Raw genomic sequence first — 15,233 nt, forward strand, 5'->3', positions numbered from 1 at the left:
AATATGTATATTGTCCTCGCTCAGGCGTGCTTATGACGACTCTTCCTGCCCAACCCTCCCCCGGCGCGGCCCTCTCTGCCCAGGATATGCAGGTCCGCGCCCGGGAGGTGGCCGCCCTGCTCAAGACCCTGGCGCATCCGGTTCGCCTGCTGCTGGCCTGCGCCCTGGCCGAAGGCGAGTACGCGGTCGGCGAACTGGAAGCCCGCCTGGACATCCACCAGCCCACCCTTTCCCAGCAACTCGGCGTGCTGCGCGAAGCCGGCCTGGTCACCACCCGCCGCGAGGCCAAGCAGATCTTCTACCGCCTCACCGAAGACAAGGCCGCCCAGCTGCTGCAGGCGCTCTACCAGATCTTCTGCCAGGCGCAGGACACGCCAGCATGACCCTCGCCGCCTATCTCCCTGCCCTGGCGGGCGGACTGCTGCTGGGTGCGGCGGTCAGCCTGCTGTTGCTGGTCAACGGCCGGATCGCCGGCATCAGCGGCATCTTTGGTCGGTTGCTGGGCGGCCAGCAGGTCGGCACCGGTCTGGTTTTCCTGCTGGGCCTGGTCCTGGGTCCGCTGCTGATGCGCGGTCTGCACGACTTCCCCCAGCCGACCGTGAACGCGACCTGGCCGACAGTGCTGCTGGCCGGGCTGCTGGTGGGCTTCGGCACCCGGCTGGGCTCGGGCTGCACCTCGGGTCATGGCATCCTCGGCGTGGCCCGAGGGTCGCGCCGCTCGCTGGCCGCGACCGCCGTCTTCCTGCTCCTTGGACTGGCGACCGCCACCCTGGGTGGGTTGCTACGATGATGCTCTGGCGGCTGGTCATCACGCTGCTGGCCGGTCTGCTCTTCGGCAGTGGCCTGGCCCTCTCGGGGATGCTCGATCCCGCCCGCGTACTGGGTTTTCTCGACCTCGCCAGCGGCCACTGGGACCCCAGCCTGCTGCTCGTCCTGGGCGGCGCCCTGCTGGTTGCCCTGCCCGCCGTTCAGCTGCAGCGTCGACTCAGCCGCCCTCTGCTTGACACCCGATTCCAGCTGCCGCCAATGGCACCCATCGACCGCCGCCTGCTACTGGGCGCAGCGCTCTTCGGCCTGGGCTGGGGTCTGGCAGGCCTTTGCCCGGGCCCGGCCCTGGCCGGCCTGGGCCTGGGCATCGCCAAAACCTACGGCTTCGTCGCAGCCCTGGTCGCGGGGATGGTGCTGCACGACCGTGGTCTGGCCGGACGCGAGACGGCGGCGCCCAAGGCCTGAGCGCCAGGTACTTCGCGCGTGGGGCGCGGTCCAAAGTAGGGACGCGCGGCGCTTCAGCCTGTGTCTCCCTCGCCCAGGAGCATCCCATGTGTGGCCGTTTCGCCCAGTACCGCTATGCCCTCGACTACCTGGACGCCCTGGGCGCCCAGCCCGCGGACGTCCGCACCGGCCTGGAGCCCCGCGCCCTGGGTCGCTACAACGTGGCGCCCGGCACCCGGGTTCAGCTGCTCCACCAGCAGGCCGATGGCCTGCACCTGGATCCGGTGCGCTGGGGCTACCAGCCCGCCTGGGCGCGCCAGGCCAAGCGGCCGCCGGTGATCAACGCGCGCGTGGAGACGGCGGCCACCAGCCGAATGTTTCGCGGCCTCTGGCAAAGAGGCCGCGCCTTGGTCATCGTCGATGGCTGGTACGAATGGAAGAAGGATTCCGCCGATCCCAAGCTCAAGCAGCCCTACTTCATCAGGCTGAAATCCGGCGAACCGCTGTTCTTTGCCGCCATCGGCCACTTCCGCCCGGCCGACCAGGCACCTCAGGACGATGACGGCTTCGTCATCATCACGGCTGCCTCCGACGCCGGCATGGTCGACATCCACGACCGCCGCCCGCTGGTCCTGCCACCCGCCGTGGCGCGCGAATGGCTGGACCCCGAGCTGCCCATGGAACGCGCCAGCGAGATCGGCGAGGTCGAGGGTACGCCGGTGGACGCCTTCGACTGGTACCCGGTGGGCAAGGCCGTGGGCAGCGTGAAGAACGATGGACCCGAGTTGCTGGAGCGGATCGCCGAGCCGCTGGTGTAGGCGCTGCCCCATGTCCGCCTCGTCCCCCAGCCGGCGGCACAGTGGGTTCGCCCCTGCGGCCTCCTGCCCTTGGCAACCGGACCAGCAAGGCGCCCGGAGCAAAGCTGGCGCAGCCTCGCCAACGCCGGAGTGCCCAGCGCACGATACGCTGGGAGTCGCCGTTGTAATCACGGGATAGCCCTTGCCATGACCTAGTTGCAAGAGGCGTTCATATCCAAGCGTTTTTCTTCCGGCAACGACCCAGGTCCCATGAAAATCATACTGATGCGCCACGGCAAGCCGGCGCTGGAGAACTACCGTGCCGTCGCCGCGCGAGACATGGTCGACTGGATCGCGGACTATGATCGGTCCGATATAGGCACGGATGCCGCCACTCCGGAGGCGATAGCCGCGGCCAGGGATATCGGCCTGGCAGCCACCAGCACTGCACCACGCGCCCTGACTTCTCTCGCCGCATTGGGCAAGGCGCCAGCCATCGAGGACACGACCTTTCGCGAGGCGGCACTGCCCGTGGTGAGCGTTCCGCTGCTAAGCCTGTCACCCTTCACCTGGGCCTTCGTCTTTCGTCTGCTGTGGCTGTGCGGAGTGGCGAAAGACTCCGAGTCCTGTGCCCAGGCGAAACAGCGGTCGAGACAGGCAGCAGACAAGCTCGCCGCCCTGGCCGGTGGCCCGGACAGCATATTGCTGCTGGGCCACGGCTTCATGAATCGACTGATCGCCAGGCAGTTGCTACGCCAAGGCTGGCTAGAAGTCAGCAAGACCGGCAGTGGCTACTGGGGCTTTGCCGTCTATGAAAAGGCGGAATAACGGGGCGGACTAGGCCGGCACCCGTATCACGCTTTCCTCCCGCTGCCGCGCCAGGTCGCGATAGCCGGCGGCCGGGTGCTCCGCCGGCAGCCGCGGGCCGGCGCTGCCGAGCTTCTCGCGTAGCGTGCCCGGCTGATAGGCGCGCTTGTAGACCCCGCGCCGCTGTAGCTCCGGAACCAGCAAGTCCACCACGTCGGCGAAGGTCTCGTGGGTCACGGCATAGGCCAGGTTGAAACCATCCACGTCGGTCTCCTCAACCCAGCTCTGCAACTCGTCCGCCACCGTCGCCGGACTGCCTACCAACAGCGGCCCGAAGCCGCCGATGCCGACCCAGTCGGCCAGTTCCTGCACCGTCCATTGCTTGCCGGGATCGGCGGTGGAAAAGGCCTCCACGGCGGACTGGATGGCATTGGTGTGCAGGTGCTTGAGGACCTGGTCCGGGCGGTAGGCGGCGAAGTCGATACCGGTCCAGCCGGAGATCAGGGTCAGGGCGCCTTCGTAGCTCACGTAGCCCTTGTAGTCCTGCCACTTGGCCCGCGCCTGGGCATCGGTTTCGCCGACGATGACCGTCTGCAGGTTGAAGATCAGCACCTGGCGCGGATCGCGACCGGCCTCGGCAGCCCGGCGGCGGATATCGGCCACGGTTTTCTTCAGCACCGTCTTGGACGGGGCGGCGACGAAGACGCATTCGGCGTGCTCGGCGGCGAATTGCCGGCCACGGCTGCTGGCGCCGGCCTGGTAGAGCACGGGCGTGCGCTGCGGCGAGGGTTCGCAGAGGTGATAGCCGGGCACCTGGAAGTGCCGCCCGTGGTGGCCGATGGGATGCACCTTGGCCGGATCGGTGAAGCGGCCGGAGGCGCGGTCGCGCAGCACCGCGCCCTCTTCCCAGCTGCCTTCCAGCAGCTTGTAGACCACCTGCAGGTATTCCTCGGCGTAGTCGTAGCGGGCATCGTGATCGGCCTGCGCGGACTGGCCGAGGTTGCGCGCGCCGCTTTCCAGATAGGAGGTGACGATGTTCCAGCCGATGCGCCCCCGGGTCAGGTGATCCAGGGTGGAAAGCCGCCGGGCGAAGGGATAGGGATGCTCGAAGCTCAGGGAGGCGGTGAGGCCGAAACCCAGGTGACGGGTCACCGCCGCCATGGGGGTGATCAGCGCCAGGGGATCGTTGACCGGCACCTGGGTGGCCTCGCGCAGGGTCGCCGCCGGGCCGCCGCCATAGACGTCGTAGAGGCCGAGCACATCGGCGATGAACAGGCCGTCGAACAGCCCGCGTTCGAGCAGTTGCGCCAGCTCCGTCCAGTATTCGAGGTCCTTGTACTCCCAGGAGCGGTCGCGCGGATGGCGCCACAGTCCGGGCGACTGGTGGGCGACGCAATTCATGTCGAAGGCATTGAGGCGGATTTCGCGGGACATGGGGACTCCTAGCGCGACGCGTCGCGGCGCCGCGCCAATTGGTTGAGGGTCAGCACCAGCAGGATCAGCAGCCCGGTGGCCACCTGCTGCCAGTAGAAATTCCAGCCCACCAGCAGCAGGCCGTTGGCGGCCACCGCCAACAGCAGTACACCCAGCAGACTGCCGGGGACGTTGGGCCGGCCGTGGCGATTGAGGCTGGCGCCGATGAAGACGGCGCCGATGCCGTTGATGAGGTAGGCATTGCCCGAGAGCGGCACATAGGCATCGATGCGCAGCGCCAGCAGGATGCCGGCGACCGCCGCCGCCAGCGCCGTGGCCAGGCAGGTCCAGAGCGCCAGGCGGCGCAGCGCCAACCCCGAATGACGCGCCACCAGCGGCTGGCTGCCCAGGGCCAGCAGCGCGCGGCCCAGGCGTCCGCGCGCCAGTACCACCCCGTAGAGCAGTGCCAGCAGCGCCACCGCCCAGACCGCCGCCGGTGCGCCCAGCCAGCTGCTCGCAGGGGGTCGGAATTCGGGTTTGAGGTAGAGCGGCAGGCCGCCCTCGGACAGCAGCTGTTGCAGGCTGGTACCGATGAACAGCACGCCCAGGCTGGCCAGGAACGGCGACAGCCCCACGCCGGCCACCAGCAGGGCGTTGGCCAGCCCCACCAGCAAGCCCAGCCCCACCCCACCGGCGAGCGCCACGGCGAGCGGCCAACCGGCGTTGAGCAGGGCGATGCAACCGAAGGCCGCCAGATCCAGGGCGATGCCCACCGAAAGATCGATGCCGCCCGCGGCGATGGCGTAGGTCAACCCCAGGGCCACCAGCGCCGGGACCAGGCCATTGTTCAGCAACAGGCTGAGCAGGTTGCCCTGGCTGAGAAAGCCGGGCGCGGCCAGGGCGAAGACCACCACCAGCGCCAGGAACAGCAACGGCAAAGCCAGGCGCAGACCGGACCGGCCGAGGGCAAGGGTCGCGTTCATCGATGGCCCTCCTGGCGCAGGCTGGCCGCGGCCACCACCAGCAGGATCAGCGTGCCCTGGACGCCATTGACCAGGAAGCTGCTCACCCCGAGCAACTGAAAGCCATTGCCGAGCATCCCCACCAGCAGGGCCGCCAGCAGGGTGCCGCCGACGCTGGGTTGCGAGCGCCAGGAGAACACCGTGCCGAGAAAGGCGATGGCCACCACCGGCAGCAGCAACTCGCCCGAACCCGGGGTGCTGCCGCTGAACCAGGCGACCGACAGCAGCGCCGCCAGGCCCGCGCAGCCGCCGGCCAGCAGATAGCTGGAAAACACCAGCCCGCGCACCGGTAGACCCGCCGCGCGGGCCGCCTCGGGATGGTCGCCCACCGCCGCCAGGCGCAGCCCATAGGGGGTGCGCTGCAGGAGCACCGCCAGCGCCAGAGCGGTCACCAGCAGCACCCAACCCGCGGCCGGTATGCCCAGCCAGCTGCCGAGGCCCAGCAGATCCAGCCAGGGCGCACTGGCCGGCAGCACGGTATTCTCGCTCAGCACCAGTTCCAGACCGGCTACCACGTTGAGACTGGCCAGGGTGGCCAGCAGCGGCGGCAGGCCCAGCAGGGTCACCGTCAGGCCGTTGAGCGCTCCGACCAGCAACCCGCAGACCAGGGTCAGGCCAATGGCCAGCGGCGCACCGTAGCCGGCGTTGACCAGGGTCGCCTGTAACGCCGCGCAGAGTCCGAGATTGGCCGCCAGCGACAGGTCCAGGCCACCGGCAAGCACGTTACCTCCGCCGCCGACGATCACCAGGGTCAGGCCCAGGGCGAGAATGCCGGGAATGGCGGCCTGGGCCAGGATGTTGGCCAGATTGCCGGCGCCGAGAAAGCCCGGTGCGCGCCAGGCGAACAGGACCGCGATCACTGCGAAGGCCAGCAGCGCGCCATGGCGCCAGAGGTCCGGGCGCCAGGTCGGGACCGGGATCGACAACCGATCAGGAGGCGAGGCCAAGATCCGCCCTCCGATGCTGTCTGGCGGGCCACTCACGGGCGCCGGTGGCGGCGGCCAGAAGCTCCTCCGCCGTCAACTCGGCCGCCGGGCGTGCCGGCAGCAGGCGGCCGCGGTGCATCACGTGGATGCGGTCGCAGAGATTGAGCAATTCGGGTAGATCCACTGACAGGATCAGGACGCCGGCGCCCTGCTCCACCAGCCGGGCGACCTGGCGATAGAGTTCGGCGCGGGCGGCGAGATCGATGCCCACGCTGGGTTCGTCGAGCAGATAGAGCCGCGCGTCCCGGGCCAGCCATTTGCCCAGGGCGACCTTCTGCTGGTTGCCGCCGCTGAGATGACGCACCGGCGTCTCCAGATCCGGGGTACGGATGTCCAGCGCCTCGCGTAGCCGTAGCGCCGCCTGGCGTTCGGCGCCTGGCCGGCGGAGACCGAACCAGCTGAAACGTTCCAGGGCGGCCAGCGTTAGATTCTCGGTCACGGTGAGATCAAGTGCCACGCCCTGCTGGCGGCGATTCTCCGGCAACAACGCCAGTCCTGCTCGCACCGCCGCGCGGGGACTGGCGAAGCGGTGCGGGCGACCGTCCAGCAGCAACTCGCCCTCGGCTACTGGCAACAGACCGAACAGCGTCTTGAGCAGCTCCTTGGCACCTGAGCCCACCAGGCCGGCGATTCCGACCACCTCGCCACGGCGCACCTGCAGGTCGACCTCGGCGAAGGCCCCCGGACGGCCCAGCCTGCGGGTCTCCAGCAGCACCTCGCCTGGCGCGGTCCGGGCCTTGGGATAGGCCTCGCCCAGGTCCCTGTTGATCATCAACCGCGCCATGGCCGCTGCCGGCGTCACGCTGGGCGTCACCTCGGCCACCACCCGGCCGCCACGCAATACCGTGGCGCGATCGCAAAGGCGCTCGACCTCCTGCAGGTAATGGGACACATAGAGCAGGGCCAGCCCCTGGTCGCGCAACTGGCGCAGCAGGGTCAGCAGGCGCTCCACCTCGCCATGGGCCAGGGCCACCGTGGGTTCGTCGAGCACCAGCACCTCCGGCGTGCCGAGCAGCGCCCGACTGATCTGCAGCAGTTGCTGTTCGGCGCTGCTCAGCTCCGCCACCCGGGTTCGCGCGCGGCAGTCCAGGCCGAAACGCTCGGCCAGCAACCGCTCCGCCGCCCGTTCCTGCCCACGGCGATCCAGCAGCGGGCCGAGGCGCCGCTCCTGCCCGAAGAACAGCGCCTCGGCCAGGGTGAAGTTGGGCGGCAGCAGCCGCTCCTGGTGGATGATGGCGATGCCACGGCGGGCCAACTCGCGCGGCCCGACGCCCGTCAGGACTTCACCATGCAGGCGCAGCGCCCCGGTGTCGGGCGTCACCAGGCCGCCGAGCACCTTGATCAGGGTGGACTTGCCGGCACCGTTCTCGCCGATCAGGCCGTGGATCTCGCCGGCCCTCAGGGTCAGGTCCACACCGTCCAGCGCCCGGGTGGCGCCATAACGCCGGGAGATACCCTGCAGTTCGAGGATCGCCCTGCTCATGGATCACCTCGCAGCGCCGCGACCTGACTCAGGTTGCCAGGGGTGGTGAGCAGGGTAGCCACATGGGTCTCCCTAGGCAGGTCGCGCGCACCGGCCAGATAGCGAGCGACGTTCTGCACCGCGGTCCGGCCCATCAGCGCCGGTTGCTGGGCGACCACCGCGCCGACCGGACTGTCGCCGCGCTTGAGCAACTCCAGCACCTCGGGCGTGCCGTCGACGCCATAGGTCTTGATCTCGGTGCGGCCCGCTTCGATCAGCGCCTGGCTGGCGCCGAGCTGGGGAATGTCCCAGGCCGACCAGATGGCGGCGATCTGCCCCTTGGGATACTTGTTGAGTAGCGCCGCGATCTGGCCACGGGCGTCCTGCACGGTGTTGGGAATCACGTCGCGCAACTCGGGCTGGATGATCTTCAGTCCCGGATGGGCGTCGAGTACCTTGCGCAACTCGGCGTAGCGGATAGCGCAAACCGGCACGCCCTGGAAGCCGTTGAACACCAGGATGTCACCCTTGGCGCCGGTGTCCTTTGCCAGTTGCTCGGCCAGCTCCCGCCCAGCGGCGGCGTTGTCCGAGGTGGTGTTGTTGAGGCTGTACTGGGAGGGCGCATCGATGGTGAACAGCGGGATGCCGGCCGCCTGGATGCGGCGCAGCCAGGGGTCTATCACGCTCAGGGTGCCCAGGGTCTGGATCACCGCGTCCGGCTTCTGGGTCACCAGGGTCTGCAGCTGGGTCACCAGATTCTTGTCGTTGCGACCGGCGTCCAGGGTGATGGGCGTGCCGCCCAGCCGCTTGACCTCTTCCACCTGGGCCTGGAAGGCCTTGAGATCGAAGTAGTGACTGGTGCCGGTCATGCTGATGGCGATGCGCTTGCCGGCCAGCGACGGGACCTCGTCGGCAGCCGCCAGCGCGGTCGTGGCCAGCAGCGGCATTAGCAGGAGGGAACGAAGCAGTGTACGCAGTGACATGGCAGTCCTTTTCTAGTCGGTGATCGTCAGGTGGTGCTCGCCCAGCAGGCGCCGGAGGTCGCGAACGCTCGGCCCGGGCTGACGGGGCGCCGGGGCGTCCGTCAGCCATTCGCGCTTGAGTTCGGCCGCAAGCTGGCGGGCATGGTCGGCAGCCAGGCGCGCCTGGATCTGGCGTACCGGGGCGTCTTCGCTGCGGTGCGGTCGCTGCAGGGCGCGAGCGGCGGCCAGGCGCACCTGGAGGTCACCCACCGTGGCGATCACCAGCGGATCGCGGGCGCGGGCGTCCAGGGGCAGCGCCTCGCGCAGGTCAGCGAGTACCTGGTCGGCGAAGGCGAGTTCGGCTTGGATGGCAGGGGCGAGATCGGTCATGGCATCAGTTCCAGGCGTGACGGGGCGGCTCGACGCCGTTGAGCAGGTGGTTGCCGATCAGGTGGTACTTCCAGCGCACCGGATCGTGCAGAGTATGGGTGCGGGCATTGCGCCAGTGGCGGTCATGGCCGAAGCGCGCCGAGACGCTGCGGGTGCCGCCCAGCTCGCAGAGGCGATTGGCGGCGGCCAGGGCGATCTCGGTGGAGGCGATCTTGGCCTGCCCCACCACCACCGAGGCCTCGGCGACGCTGGCCGCGGAGGGCGCCGCCAGAGCCCGGTCGACGGCGGCGCCGGCGTCTTCCAGCAAGGCCTCGGCGGCGGCCAGCCGCCAGCTCAGGTCGCCGATCAGCGCCTGGCTCAGCGGATCCTGCCAGCCGTGCTCGAGTCCGCTGTCGGTCCAGGGCCGCGCCACCCGGGCAGCCGCCAGGGTGGCGGCAAAGGCGCCGCGGGCGATGCCGACGTCCACCGCCGCCTGGATGATCTGGGACACCGGGCCGTCCGCCGTCGGCCGTTCGAAGGCCTTCCAGGCCGGCAGCACCGCGCTGCGCCGGACACTGACGCCCTTGAGTTGCACCCGGCCACTGGCGGTGGTGCGCTGGCCGAAGCCGTCCCAGTCATCGATCACCGTCAGGCCACCGGCATCGCGCGGGACCAGGGCGAGATGAGCCAGACCCTCCTCGTCCAGCGCCACCGTGGGGACCACATGGGCGAACAGCGCGCCGGTGCAATAGGCCTTCTCGCCATCGATCCAGGCGGTGTCCCCGGTAAAGCGGATGCGCGTCTCGAACTGGGTAACGGTCTTGCTGCGCGCCTCGGAGAAGGCGTTGCCGAAGCGATAGCCCTGGAGCACCAGGCCGAGGTAGTGGCGCTGCTGGTCCGGACTGCCGGTCAGCAGCAGGTTGTTGACCACGCCCAGGTGATTCTGCGGCAGCTGACCCAGGGAGGGATCGGCTGCGGAGATACGGGCGATGACTTCCGCCACGGTGCCGAAGCCCACCCCGGCGCCGCCGAACGACCGCGGCACGGTGATGGCCCAGAGACCACTGGCCGAGAAACGCTCGATCTCGGCCCAGGGCAGGCGCCGCTCCTGATCGCGACTGAGCGCTTCGCGGGCGAAATCCTCCGCCAGCGCCGCCGCGGCATCGAGGGCCTCGGTGGCGTCGCGCAACACGGTGGCGGGACGTTCGGGTAAGGCGTGGGGAACGGCAGTGAGCGAGGGGGCGACGGCCATGCAGGGACTCCCTTAAAGGTGGCCCCTGAGCTGGAGCACATGCCGTGCCAGCGCGAAAATCTCGCTATATCAGTGACTTAAGTGAAAACCTCGCCGCCTGGAAGTCCCTGACCGAACAGTTTCCCGGACAACTGTTGCTCGGGGAACAGCCCGGATGGCCGAACGCGGGCAGTCGCGCAAGCCCGTCCCCGGGCTCTCCTCAACCCGCCGGATTCAACATCTCGCTGATCTTGTTCGCCAGCGCATCGATGGCGAAGGGCTTGGTGATGATCTCCATGTTGGCAGCGAGATAGCCCTCCACGTTCGAGCCTTCCGCATAGCCGGTCGCCAGCAGCACCTTGAGTTCCGGGCGGTTGGCCTGGGCCAGATCGGCCAGCTGGCGGCCATTCATGCCGGGCAGGCCCACGTCGGAGATCATCAGGTCGATGCGCTGGGGATTTTCCAGGAACGGCATGGCTTCCTGGGCATTCCCGGCTTCGAGGGTCTGATAGCCGAGTTCGCCCAGCACTTCCACCATCAGCGACCGCACCACGGCCTCATCCTCGACGACCAGCACCACCTCGCCGACGCCGAGGGGAGCGCTGCGGCTTTCTTCGCTGGGCAGGATGTCCAGGTCACCGCCCAGGCACGGCATGTACAGTTGCACCTGGGTGCCCTTCCCCGGCTGGGACAGGATGCGGACCCCGCCGTTGGCCTGACGCATATAGCCATACACCATGGACAGCCCCAGGCCCGTCCCCTGCCCGATCGGCTTGGTCGTATAAAAGGGCTCGAACACCTTGGCCAGCACCTCGGGCGTCATTCCCACCCCGGTATCGGCCACGGTAAGCGTCACGTAATCACCCTCGGCCAGATCCATCGCGGCACCCTCTTCCGGCGTGAGATGCACGGCTGCAGTGGTGATGGTGATGGTGCCGCCATCCGGCATGGCATCGCGGGCGTTGATGGCCAGGTTGATCACGGCGCTTTCCAGCTGGTTGGCGTCCATCCGCACCAGCGCCAGGCCCGCGGCCAGGTGCGTGGTGACGGTGATGTCTTCCCGGGTGGTGCGGTGCAGCAGGTCCTCCAGGGACGCCACCAGGGGATTGACCTCGAGCGGTTTCAGATCGAGGGTCTGGCGTCGGGAAAAGGCCAGCAGCCGCTGGGTAAGGGCCGCCGCGCGTTGCGCCGAGGTGACCGCCGCCGTGATGTAGCGCTCGTCATTCGTCTCGTCACCGCTGCGCCGACGCCGCTGCATCAGCTCCAGACTGCCGATGACCCCGGTGAGCAGATTGTTGAAATCATGGGCGATACCCCCGGTGAGCTGACCCACGGCCTCCATCTTCTGCGCCTGGTGCAGGGTGTCTTCCACGCGGGAACGCTCCGCCACCTCGGCCGCGACCCGCGCCTCGAGCGTTTCGTTGAGGTCGGACAAGGCCTTTTCCGCCTGCTTGCGCGCGGTGATGTCCGCGCAGGTGCCGGTGACGTAGGACGGGTTGCCGGCGGCATCCCGGAAGACCTTGCCCTTGCTCAGGAGCCACTGTCTGCCTGCGTCGCGCTTCAGGCGAAACTCCACGACGAAATCCTTGCCATGGACGCATTCCGCTAGCGCTGCTCTGACGATGCCCCGGTCAGCGACATGCACATGGTCGAGGAAGCGCTCGACGGGTTCCGAGGTCAGGACGTCCGGCAAGCCGAACAGCTGCTGCAAGGCACTATCGCAATAGAAGCTGTGTTCATCGATGTACCAGTCGAAAATGCCTGCCTCGGAGGCCAGAAGGGCAGCGCGAAAGCGCTCGTCGGCAAGCTTCAGATGGGTGCGGGAATGTTGCTCGGCCAGCACCTGGTCAGTGACGTCTTCGGTCTGGTGGATGATGTAGCGAACCTCGCCCCGGTCATCCAGCACCGGGACATTCAGCGGACTCCAGTAACGGACCTCGAAACCACCCCCCTCGCTGGCTGGCCGGGGAATGTCGTACTTGGTGATCGCCATACGATCCGGTTTGCCGGTCTGCACCACCCGCTCCAGCGAGGCCCGCAGCACACCGGCGCCGAACTCCGACTGCCCGTCCGGGTTGCGGCCGAACACCTCGAAAATCGAGCGACCTATGCAGTCCTCCCGTCGGGTATTGGTACCGCGAACCCGCCCTTCGTTGGCCGCCACCATGATGAAATCGGGACCAGGCGTCAGTACCAGGACCAGGTGAGGCAGCGCCTCGAACAGCAGCTGAAAGTTTGGATCTTGACTCATTGTTACCTGCATGGGGCTTGTCATCTCTGAGCGCGCGGCGCTCGGATCGATGCCTCGCGGAAGCTGGAGGCACCGTCATCTGTACTCTTTCTGTGGAGGAATGGATCAGGGCTCAGTTCAAACAGGGAGACGAATCGCCCGTTCCGCGCACCGGGCATCCGTCGGTAGATAGAGGGTGAACACCTGAGACTGGGACGGCCCTACCGCTCTCGGCAGCTGCCCCAAAAGGATCGGTACCGGCGGATTCTACCGTTGCGCTTGGCGACAACGGATTCCTGCAGGCGGGCCTTTCCGATCACAGCTACGGCTTTCTGGACAAGCTGCGCTCAGCGGGTCCTTGGTCGTCCGAAAACCGCCCGTGGGACCGCCGGGGTGGCGGTCGGCTGGCCCCGCCCTCGCCCTCAGCGTCCGCTTCCCGCCAATCCGCCAAACCGCCGCCGGTAATCCCCCGGGCTCAGCCCCACGACCCGGGTAAAGACCTTGCGGAAGGCGCCTGGATCGCTGTAGCCGACCTCCCAGGCGACCCGTTCGAGCGGCAGGCGGCTGGCCTGCAGCAACTCGCGGGCACGGCCGACGCGCAGTTGCTGGCCGTAGGCGGTGGTGGTCATGCCGGTGGCCTGGCGAAAGCGGCGCAGAAAGGTACGAGGTTCCAGTCCGGCGCGTTGGGCCAGGGTGTCCAGGGCGAGGTCCTGGGCGCCGGTCGCCAGCAGCCATTCCTGTACGGCGAGGATGGCACTGTCGCCGTGGTTCAGGCGCGGCGAAAAGGCGCTGTAGTAGCGCTGCTGTCGGCCAGGCGGGTCGATGACCAGGGTCCGCGCGGTGTCGAGCATCCGCCTGGCGCCCAGGTAGCGGTCGACCAGGCGCAGACCGAGATCGGTCCAGGCCATGAGGCCGCCGGCGGTGACCAGGTCCTCGCCGTCGATGAGCAACTGGTCGGCGTCCAGATTCACGCGGGGGAAACGGGTGGCGAAGCGCTCGACATGCAGCCAGTGGGTGGTGGCGGTACGGCCATCGAGCAGACCGGTTTCCGCCAGCAGGAAGGCACCGGCACAGATCGAGGCCAGGCGCACGCCCTCGCCATGCTGCAAGCGCAACCAGTCACCATAGGGCGCGGCGGCGGCCGGTGAAATCGGCTCGGCCAGACTGGGCGGCACGATCAGCACCTGGGGCGCGCCGCTTGCCCCGGGCAGGGAATCGTAGACCCGCCTGGGCAGCGTCTCGCCCTCCTCCAGCCGCCAGTGGCTGACGCGCAACCGCGGGCGCTCGGCATCCTCCGCGGTCCCGGTGAGGCGCCCGGCGATCTCGAACAGATCGGTGAGGCCATGGACCGTCGCCTGTTGCACGCCGGGATAGAGCAGCAGGCCGAGTTCGATCGGTGGTTGATCGTGCATGTGTCGCTGGCGCCCCTGAAGTTGTCGGTCACGCCCCTTCGCCGGCGGGCGCGGTTGGCCAATCATGGCCGGACCCAAAACCTGAAGCATCTTCCGAGAGGCTGGACATGAGCAAGCACGCCGTCGTCGTCATCGATCTGCAGAACGAGTACCTCCCCCGCGGCAAACTGCCCCTCAGCGGCATCGAGGCCGCGGTCGCCAATGCCGCGCGGATCATCGCCCACGCCCGCGACCAGGGCGTGCCGGTGATCCATGTGCAGCATCTGTCGCTGAGCGCCGAGGCGCCGATCTTCGTGCCCGGCAGCGATGGCGTCGAGATCCAGGCCGCCGTCGTGCCCCGCGCCGGCGAACCGGTGGTGGTGAAGCACTATCCCAATGCCTTTCGCGAGACCTCTCTCAAGCAGCTGCTGGACGAGCGCGGTATCGAATCGCTGGTGGTGGTGGGCGCCATGAGCCATATGTGCATCGACGCCGGCGTCCGCGCCGCGGCCGATCTGGGCTACGCCGTGACCGTGATCCATGACGCCTGCGCCACCCTGGATCTGGAATTCAACGGGGTCCGGGTGCCGGCGGCCCAGGTGCACGCCGCCCTGATGGCGGCGCTGGCCTTCGCCTATGCGAGCCTGGAGTCCACCGACGCCTATCTCGCCGGCCAGGGTACTGCGGCGCCCGACTCGCCTTAAGGCACGCCCTGGTCAACCAGCTCCAGCCGCGCGACCCGGGTGCCGGGCGACAGCAGCGCGCCCGGCGCGATGACCGCATTGGCGCCCAGTCGGCAATTGTCGCCGATCAGGGCGCCGAACTTGATCACCCCGGTGTCTATCACCCGGTCTCCGTGGCGGATGCGGATGACCGCGCCGTCACTTTCATTGCGGTAGTTGGCGACGATGGCGCCCGCCTCCAGATTCACCCCGCTGCCGATCAGCGAATCCCCGACGAAATTGAAGTGGGCGAGCTTGCTGCCGTCCAGCAGCAGGCTGCTCTTCAGCTCGCAGGCGGGCCCCACCACGCAGTGGGCGCCCAGATGAACACCGCCGCGCAGATAGGCGCCCGCCGCCACCAGGGTGCCGGGCCCGATGATGACCGGCCCCTTGAGCACCGCGCCCGCCTCCACCACCGCGGTCTCATGGATAGCGCTGTCGCCCTGGCGCCGATAGCCGGGACCGAGCCGCGCCAGTAGCAGCCTGACCTGGTGCTCGCAGGCACCGGTTAGCGTCCAGGGCGGGGCAGCTTCCAGGCGCAGGCTGGGCCAGGCGGCGATGTAGGTGGCGATATCCAGATCAGGCATGACGGGCCTCGACAGCGGTGAAACGCCTGCCGATTCTGACCT

Annotated in this window: 16 protein-coding genes; 6 read left to right on the forward strand and 10 right to left on the reverse strand. The window is 68.5% G+C overall.

The window, feature by feature from the left end:
- Positions 1-32 precede the first annotated feature (32 nt).
- From bigR to QKY98_RS08770, 5 genes are all read left to right on the forward strand, one after another.
- Entirely contained in the window at positions 33-383 is a 351-nt protein-coding gene (gene bigR, locus QKY98_RS08750) for a sulfite-sensing transcriptional repressor BigR (protein WP_027599615.1), read from the forward strand.
- Positions 380-790, forward strand: a complete 411-nt coding sequence (locus QKY98_RS08755; protein ID WP_144958938.1) for a YeeE/YedE family protein — start codon at positions 380-382, stop codon at positions 788-790. The genes bigR and QKY98_RS08755 overlap by 4 nt, the downstream gene beginning before the upstream one ends.
- On the forward strand, positions 787-1,233 hold the full coding sequence (locus QKY98_RS08760; protein ID WP_197851887.1) for a DUF6691 family protein: 447 nt from the start codon (positions 787-789) through the stop codon (positions 1,231-1,233). Before QKY98_RS08755 ends, QKY98_RS08760 begins: the two co-directional genes overlap by 4 nt.
- 86 nt (positions 1,234-1,319) lie before the next feature.
- On the forward strand, positions 1,320-2,030 hold the full coding sequence (locus QKY98_RS08765) for an SOS response-associated peptidase family protein (RefSeq protein ID WP_284670703.1): 711 nt from the start codon (positions 1,320-1,322) through the stop codon (positions 2,028-2,030).
- Positions 2,031-2,279: 249 nt separating this feature from the next.
- Complete coding sequence (locus tag QKY98_RS08770; protein WP_197851886.1) at positions 2,280-2,837, forward strand: histidine phosphatase family protein; 558 nt, start codon at positions 2,280-2,282, stop codon at positions 2,835-2,837.
- 9 nt (positions 2,838-2,846) lie between these two features.
- Here the strand turns inward: QKY98_RS08770 and QKY98_RS08775 are convergent, their stop codons facing one another.
- The 9 genes from QKY98_RS08775 to QKY98_RS08815 all read right to left on the reverse strand — a co-directional run bounded on the left by QKY98_RS08775 (position 2,847) and on the right by QKY98_RS08815 (position 13,903).
- Positions 2,847-4,250, reverse strand: a complete 1,404-nt coding sequence (locus QKY98_RS08775) for an LLM class flavin-dependent oxidoreductase (protein WP_074582727.1) — start codon at positions 4,248-4,250, stop codon at positions 2,847-2,849.
- 8 nt (positions 4,251-4,258) lie between these two features.
- Positions 4,259-5,212 (reverse strand): ABC transporter permease subunit, encoded by a 954-nt coding sequence (locus QKY98_RS08780; RefSeq protein WP_027599621.1) that lies wholly within the window; start codon positions 5,210-5,212, stop codon positions 4,259-4,261.
- Positions 5,209-6,198 (reverse strand): ABC transporter permease, encoded by a 990-nt coding sequence (locus QKY98_RS08785; RefSeq protein WP_081347895.1) that lies wholly within the window; start codon positions 6,196-6,198, stop codon positions 5,209-5,211. The genes QKY98_RS08780 and QKY98_RS08785 overlap by 4 nt, the downstream gene beginning before the upstream one ends.
- Positions 6,182-7,720 (reverse strand): sugar ABC transporter ATP-binding protein, encoded by a 1,539-nt coding sequence (locus QKY98_RS08790; RefSeq protein WP_284670704.1) that lies wholly within the window; start codon positions 7,718-7,720, stop codon positions 6,182-6,184. The genes QKY98_RS08785 and QKY98_RS08790 overlap by 17 nt, the downstream gene beginning before the upstream one ends.
- Positions 7,717-8,682, reverse strand: a complete 966-nt coding sequence (locus QKY98_RS08795) for a sugar ABC transporter substrate-binding protein (RefSeq protein WP_144953536.1) — start codon at positions 8,680-8,682, stop codon at positions 7,717-7,719. Before QKY98_RS08795 ends, QKY98_RS08790 begins: the two co-directional genes overlap by 4 nt.
- A 12-nt stretch (positions 8,683-8,694) precedes the next feature.
- Positions 8,695-9,051: a hypothetical protein gene (locus QKY98_RS08800; RefSeq protein WP_027599625.1), complete on the reverse strand. Its 357-nt coding sequence runs from the start codon at positions 9,049-9,051 to the stop codon at positions 8,695-8,697.
- A 4-nt stretch (positions 9,052-9,055) separates the two neighbouring features.
- Entirely contained in the window at positions 9,056-10,282 is a 1,227-nt protein-coding gene (locus tag QKY98_RS08805) for an SfnB family sulfur acquisition oxidoreductase (protein ID WP_108583031.1), read from the reverse strand.
- 199 nt (positions 10,283-10,481) lie between these two features.
- Positions 10,482-12,512, reverse strand: coding sequence for a hybrid sensor histidine kinase/response regulator (locus tag QKY98_RS08810; protein WP_284670705.1), 2,031 nt, complete (start codon positions 12,510-12,512; stop codon positions 10,482-10,484).
- A 401-nt stretch (positions 12,513-12,913) separates the two neighbouring features.
- A complete protein-coding gene (locus QKY98_RS08815) occupies positions 12,914-13,903 on the reverse strand; it encodes a GlxA family transcriptional regulator (protein WP_284670706.1) in 990 nt (329 codons plus the stop codon).
- A 107-nt stretch (positions 13,904-14,010) separates the two neighbouring features.
- Here QKY98_RS08815 and QKY98_RS08820 point away from each other — a divergent pair, with 107 nt between their 5' ends.
- On the forward strand, positions 14,011-14,586 hold the full coding sequence (locus QKY98_RS08820; protein ID WP_077172650.1) for a cysteine hydrolase family protein: 576 nt from the start codon (positions 14,011-14,013) through the stop codon (positions 14,584-14,586).
- On the opposite strand, the gene QKY98_RS08825 is transcribed toward QKY98_RS08820, so the two are convergent.
- Positions 14,583-15,191: a DapH/DapD/GlmU-related protein gene (locus tag QKY98_RS08825; RefSeq protein WP_115945495.1), complete on the reverse strand. Its 609-nt coding sequence runs from the start codon at positions 15,189-15,191 to the stop codon at positions 14,583-14,585. The genes QKY98_RS08820 and QKY98_RS08825 overlap by 4 nt on opposite strands.
- Positions 15,192-15,233 lie beyond the last annotated feature (42 nt).

Origin of the sequence: Pseudomonas sp. HR1, assembly GCF_030175875.1 — a bacterium.
GTDB lineage: Bacteria > Pseudomonadota > Gammaproteobacteria > Pseudomonadales > Pseudomonadaceae > Chryseomonas > Chryseomonas oryzihabitans.

Excerpts from the sequence above, each read along its gene's own strand:
- QKY98_RS08755 (WP_144958938.1), top strand. The coding sequence starts at position 380 with ATGACCCTCGCCGCCTATCTCCCTGCCCTGGCGGGCGGACTGCTGCTG.
- QKY98_RS08770 (WP_197851886.1), top strand. The coding sequence starts at position 2,280 with ATGAAAATCATACTGATGCGCCACGGCAAGCCGGCGCTGGAGAACTAC.
- QKY98_RS08780 (WP_027599621.1), bottom strand. The coding sequence starts at position 5,212 with ATGAACGCGACCCTTGCCCTCGGCCGGTCCGGTCTGCGCCTGGCTTTG.
- QKY98_RS08820 (WP_077172650.1), top strand. The coding sequence starts at position 14,011 with ATGAGCAAGCACGCCGTCGTCGTCATCGATCTGCAGAACGAGTACCTC.
- QKY98_RS08765 (WP_284670703.1), top strand. The coding sequence starts at position 1,320 with ATGTGTGGCCGTTTCGCCCAGTACCGCTATGCCCTCGACTACCTGGAC.
- bigR (WP_027599615.1), top strand. The coding sequence starts at position 33 with ATGACGACTCTTCCTGCCCAACCCTCCCCCGGCGCGGCCCTCTCTGCC.
- QKY98_RS08790 (WP_284670704.1), bottom strand. The coding sequence starts at position 7,720 with ATGAGCAGGGCGATCCTCGAACTGCAGGGTATCTCCCGGCGTTATGGC.
- QKY98_RS08815 (WP_284670706.1), bottom strand. The coding sequence starts at position 13,903 with ATGCACGATCAACCACCGATCGAACTCGGCCTGCTGCTCTATCCCGGC.
- QKY98_RS08825 (WP_115945495.1), bottom strand. The coding sequence starts at position 15,191 with ATGCCTGATCTGGATATCGCCACCTACATCGCCGCCTGGCCCAGCCTG.
- QKY98_RS08775 (WP_074582727.1), bottom strand. The coding sequence starts at position 4,250 with ATGTCCCGCGAAATCCGCCTCAATGCCTTCGACATGAATTGCGTCGCC.
- QKY98_RS08795 (WP_144953536.1), bottom strand. The coding sequence starts at position 8,682 with ATGTCACTGCGTACACTGCTTCGTTCCCTCCTGCTAATGCCGCTGCTG.
- QKY98_RS08805 (WP_108583031.1), bottom strand. The coding sequence starts at position 10,282 with ATGGCCGTCGCCCCCTCGCTCACTGCCGTTCCCCACGCCTTACCCGAA.
- QKY98_RS08810 (WP_284670705.1), bottom strand. The coding sequence starts at position 12,512 with ATGAGTCAAGATCCAAACTTTCAGCTGCTGTTCGAGGCGCTGCCTCAC.
- QKY98_RS08800 (WP_027599625.1), bottom strand. The coding sequence starts at position 9,051 with ATGACCGATCTCGCCCCTGCCATCCAAGCCGAACTCGCCTTCGCCGAC.
- QKY98_RS08760 (WP_197851887.1), top strand. The coding sequence starts at position 787 with ATGATGCTCTGGCGGCTGGTCATCACGCTGCTGGCCGGTCTGCTCTTC.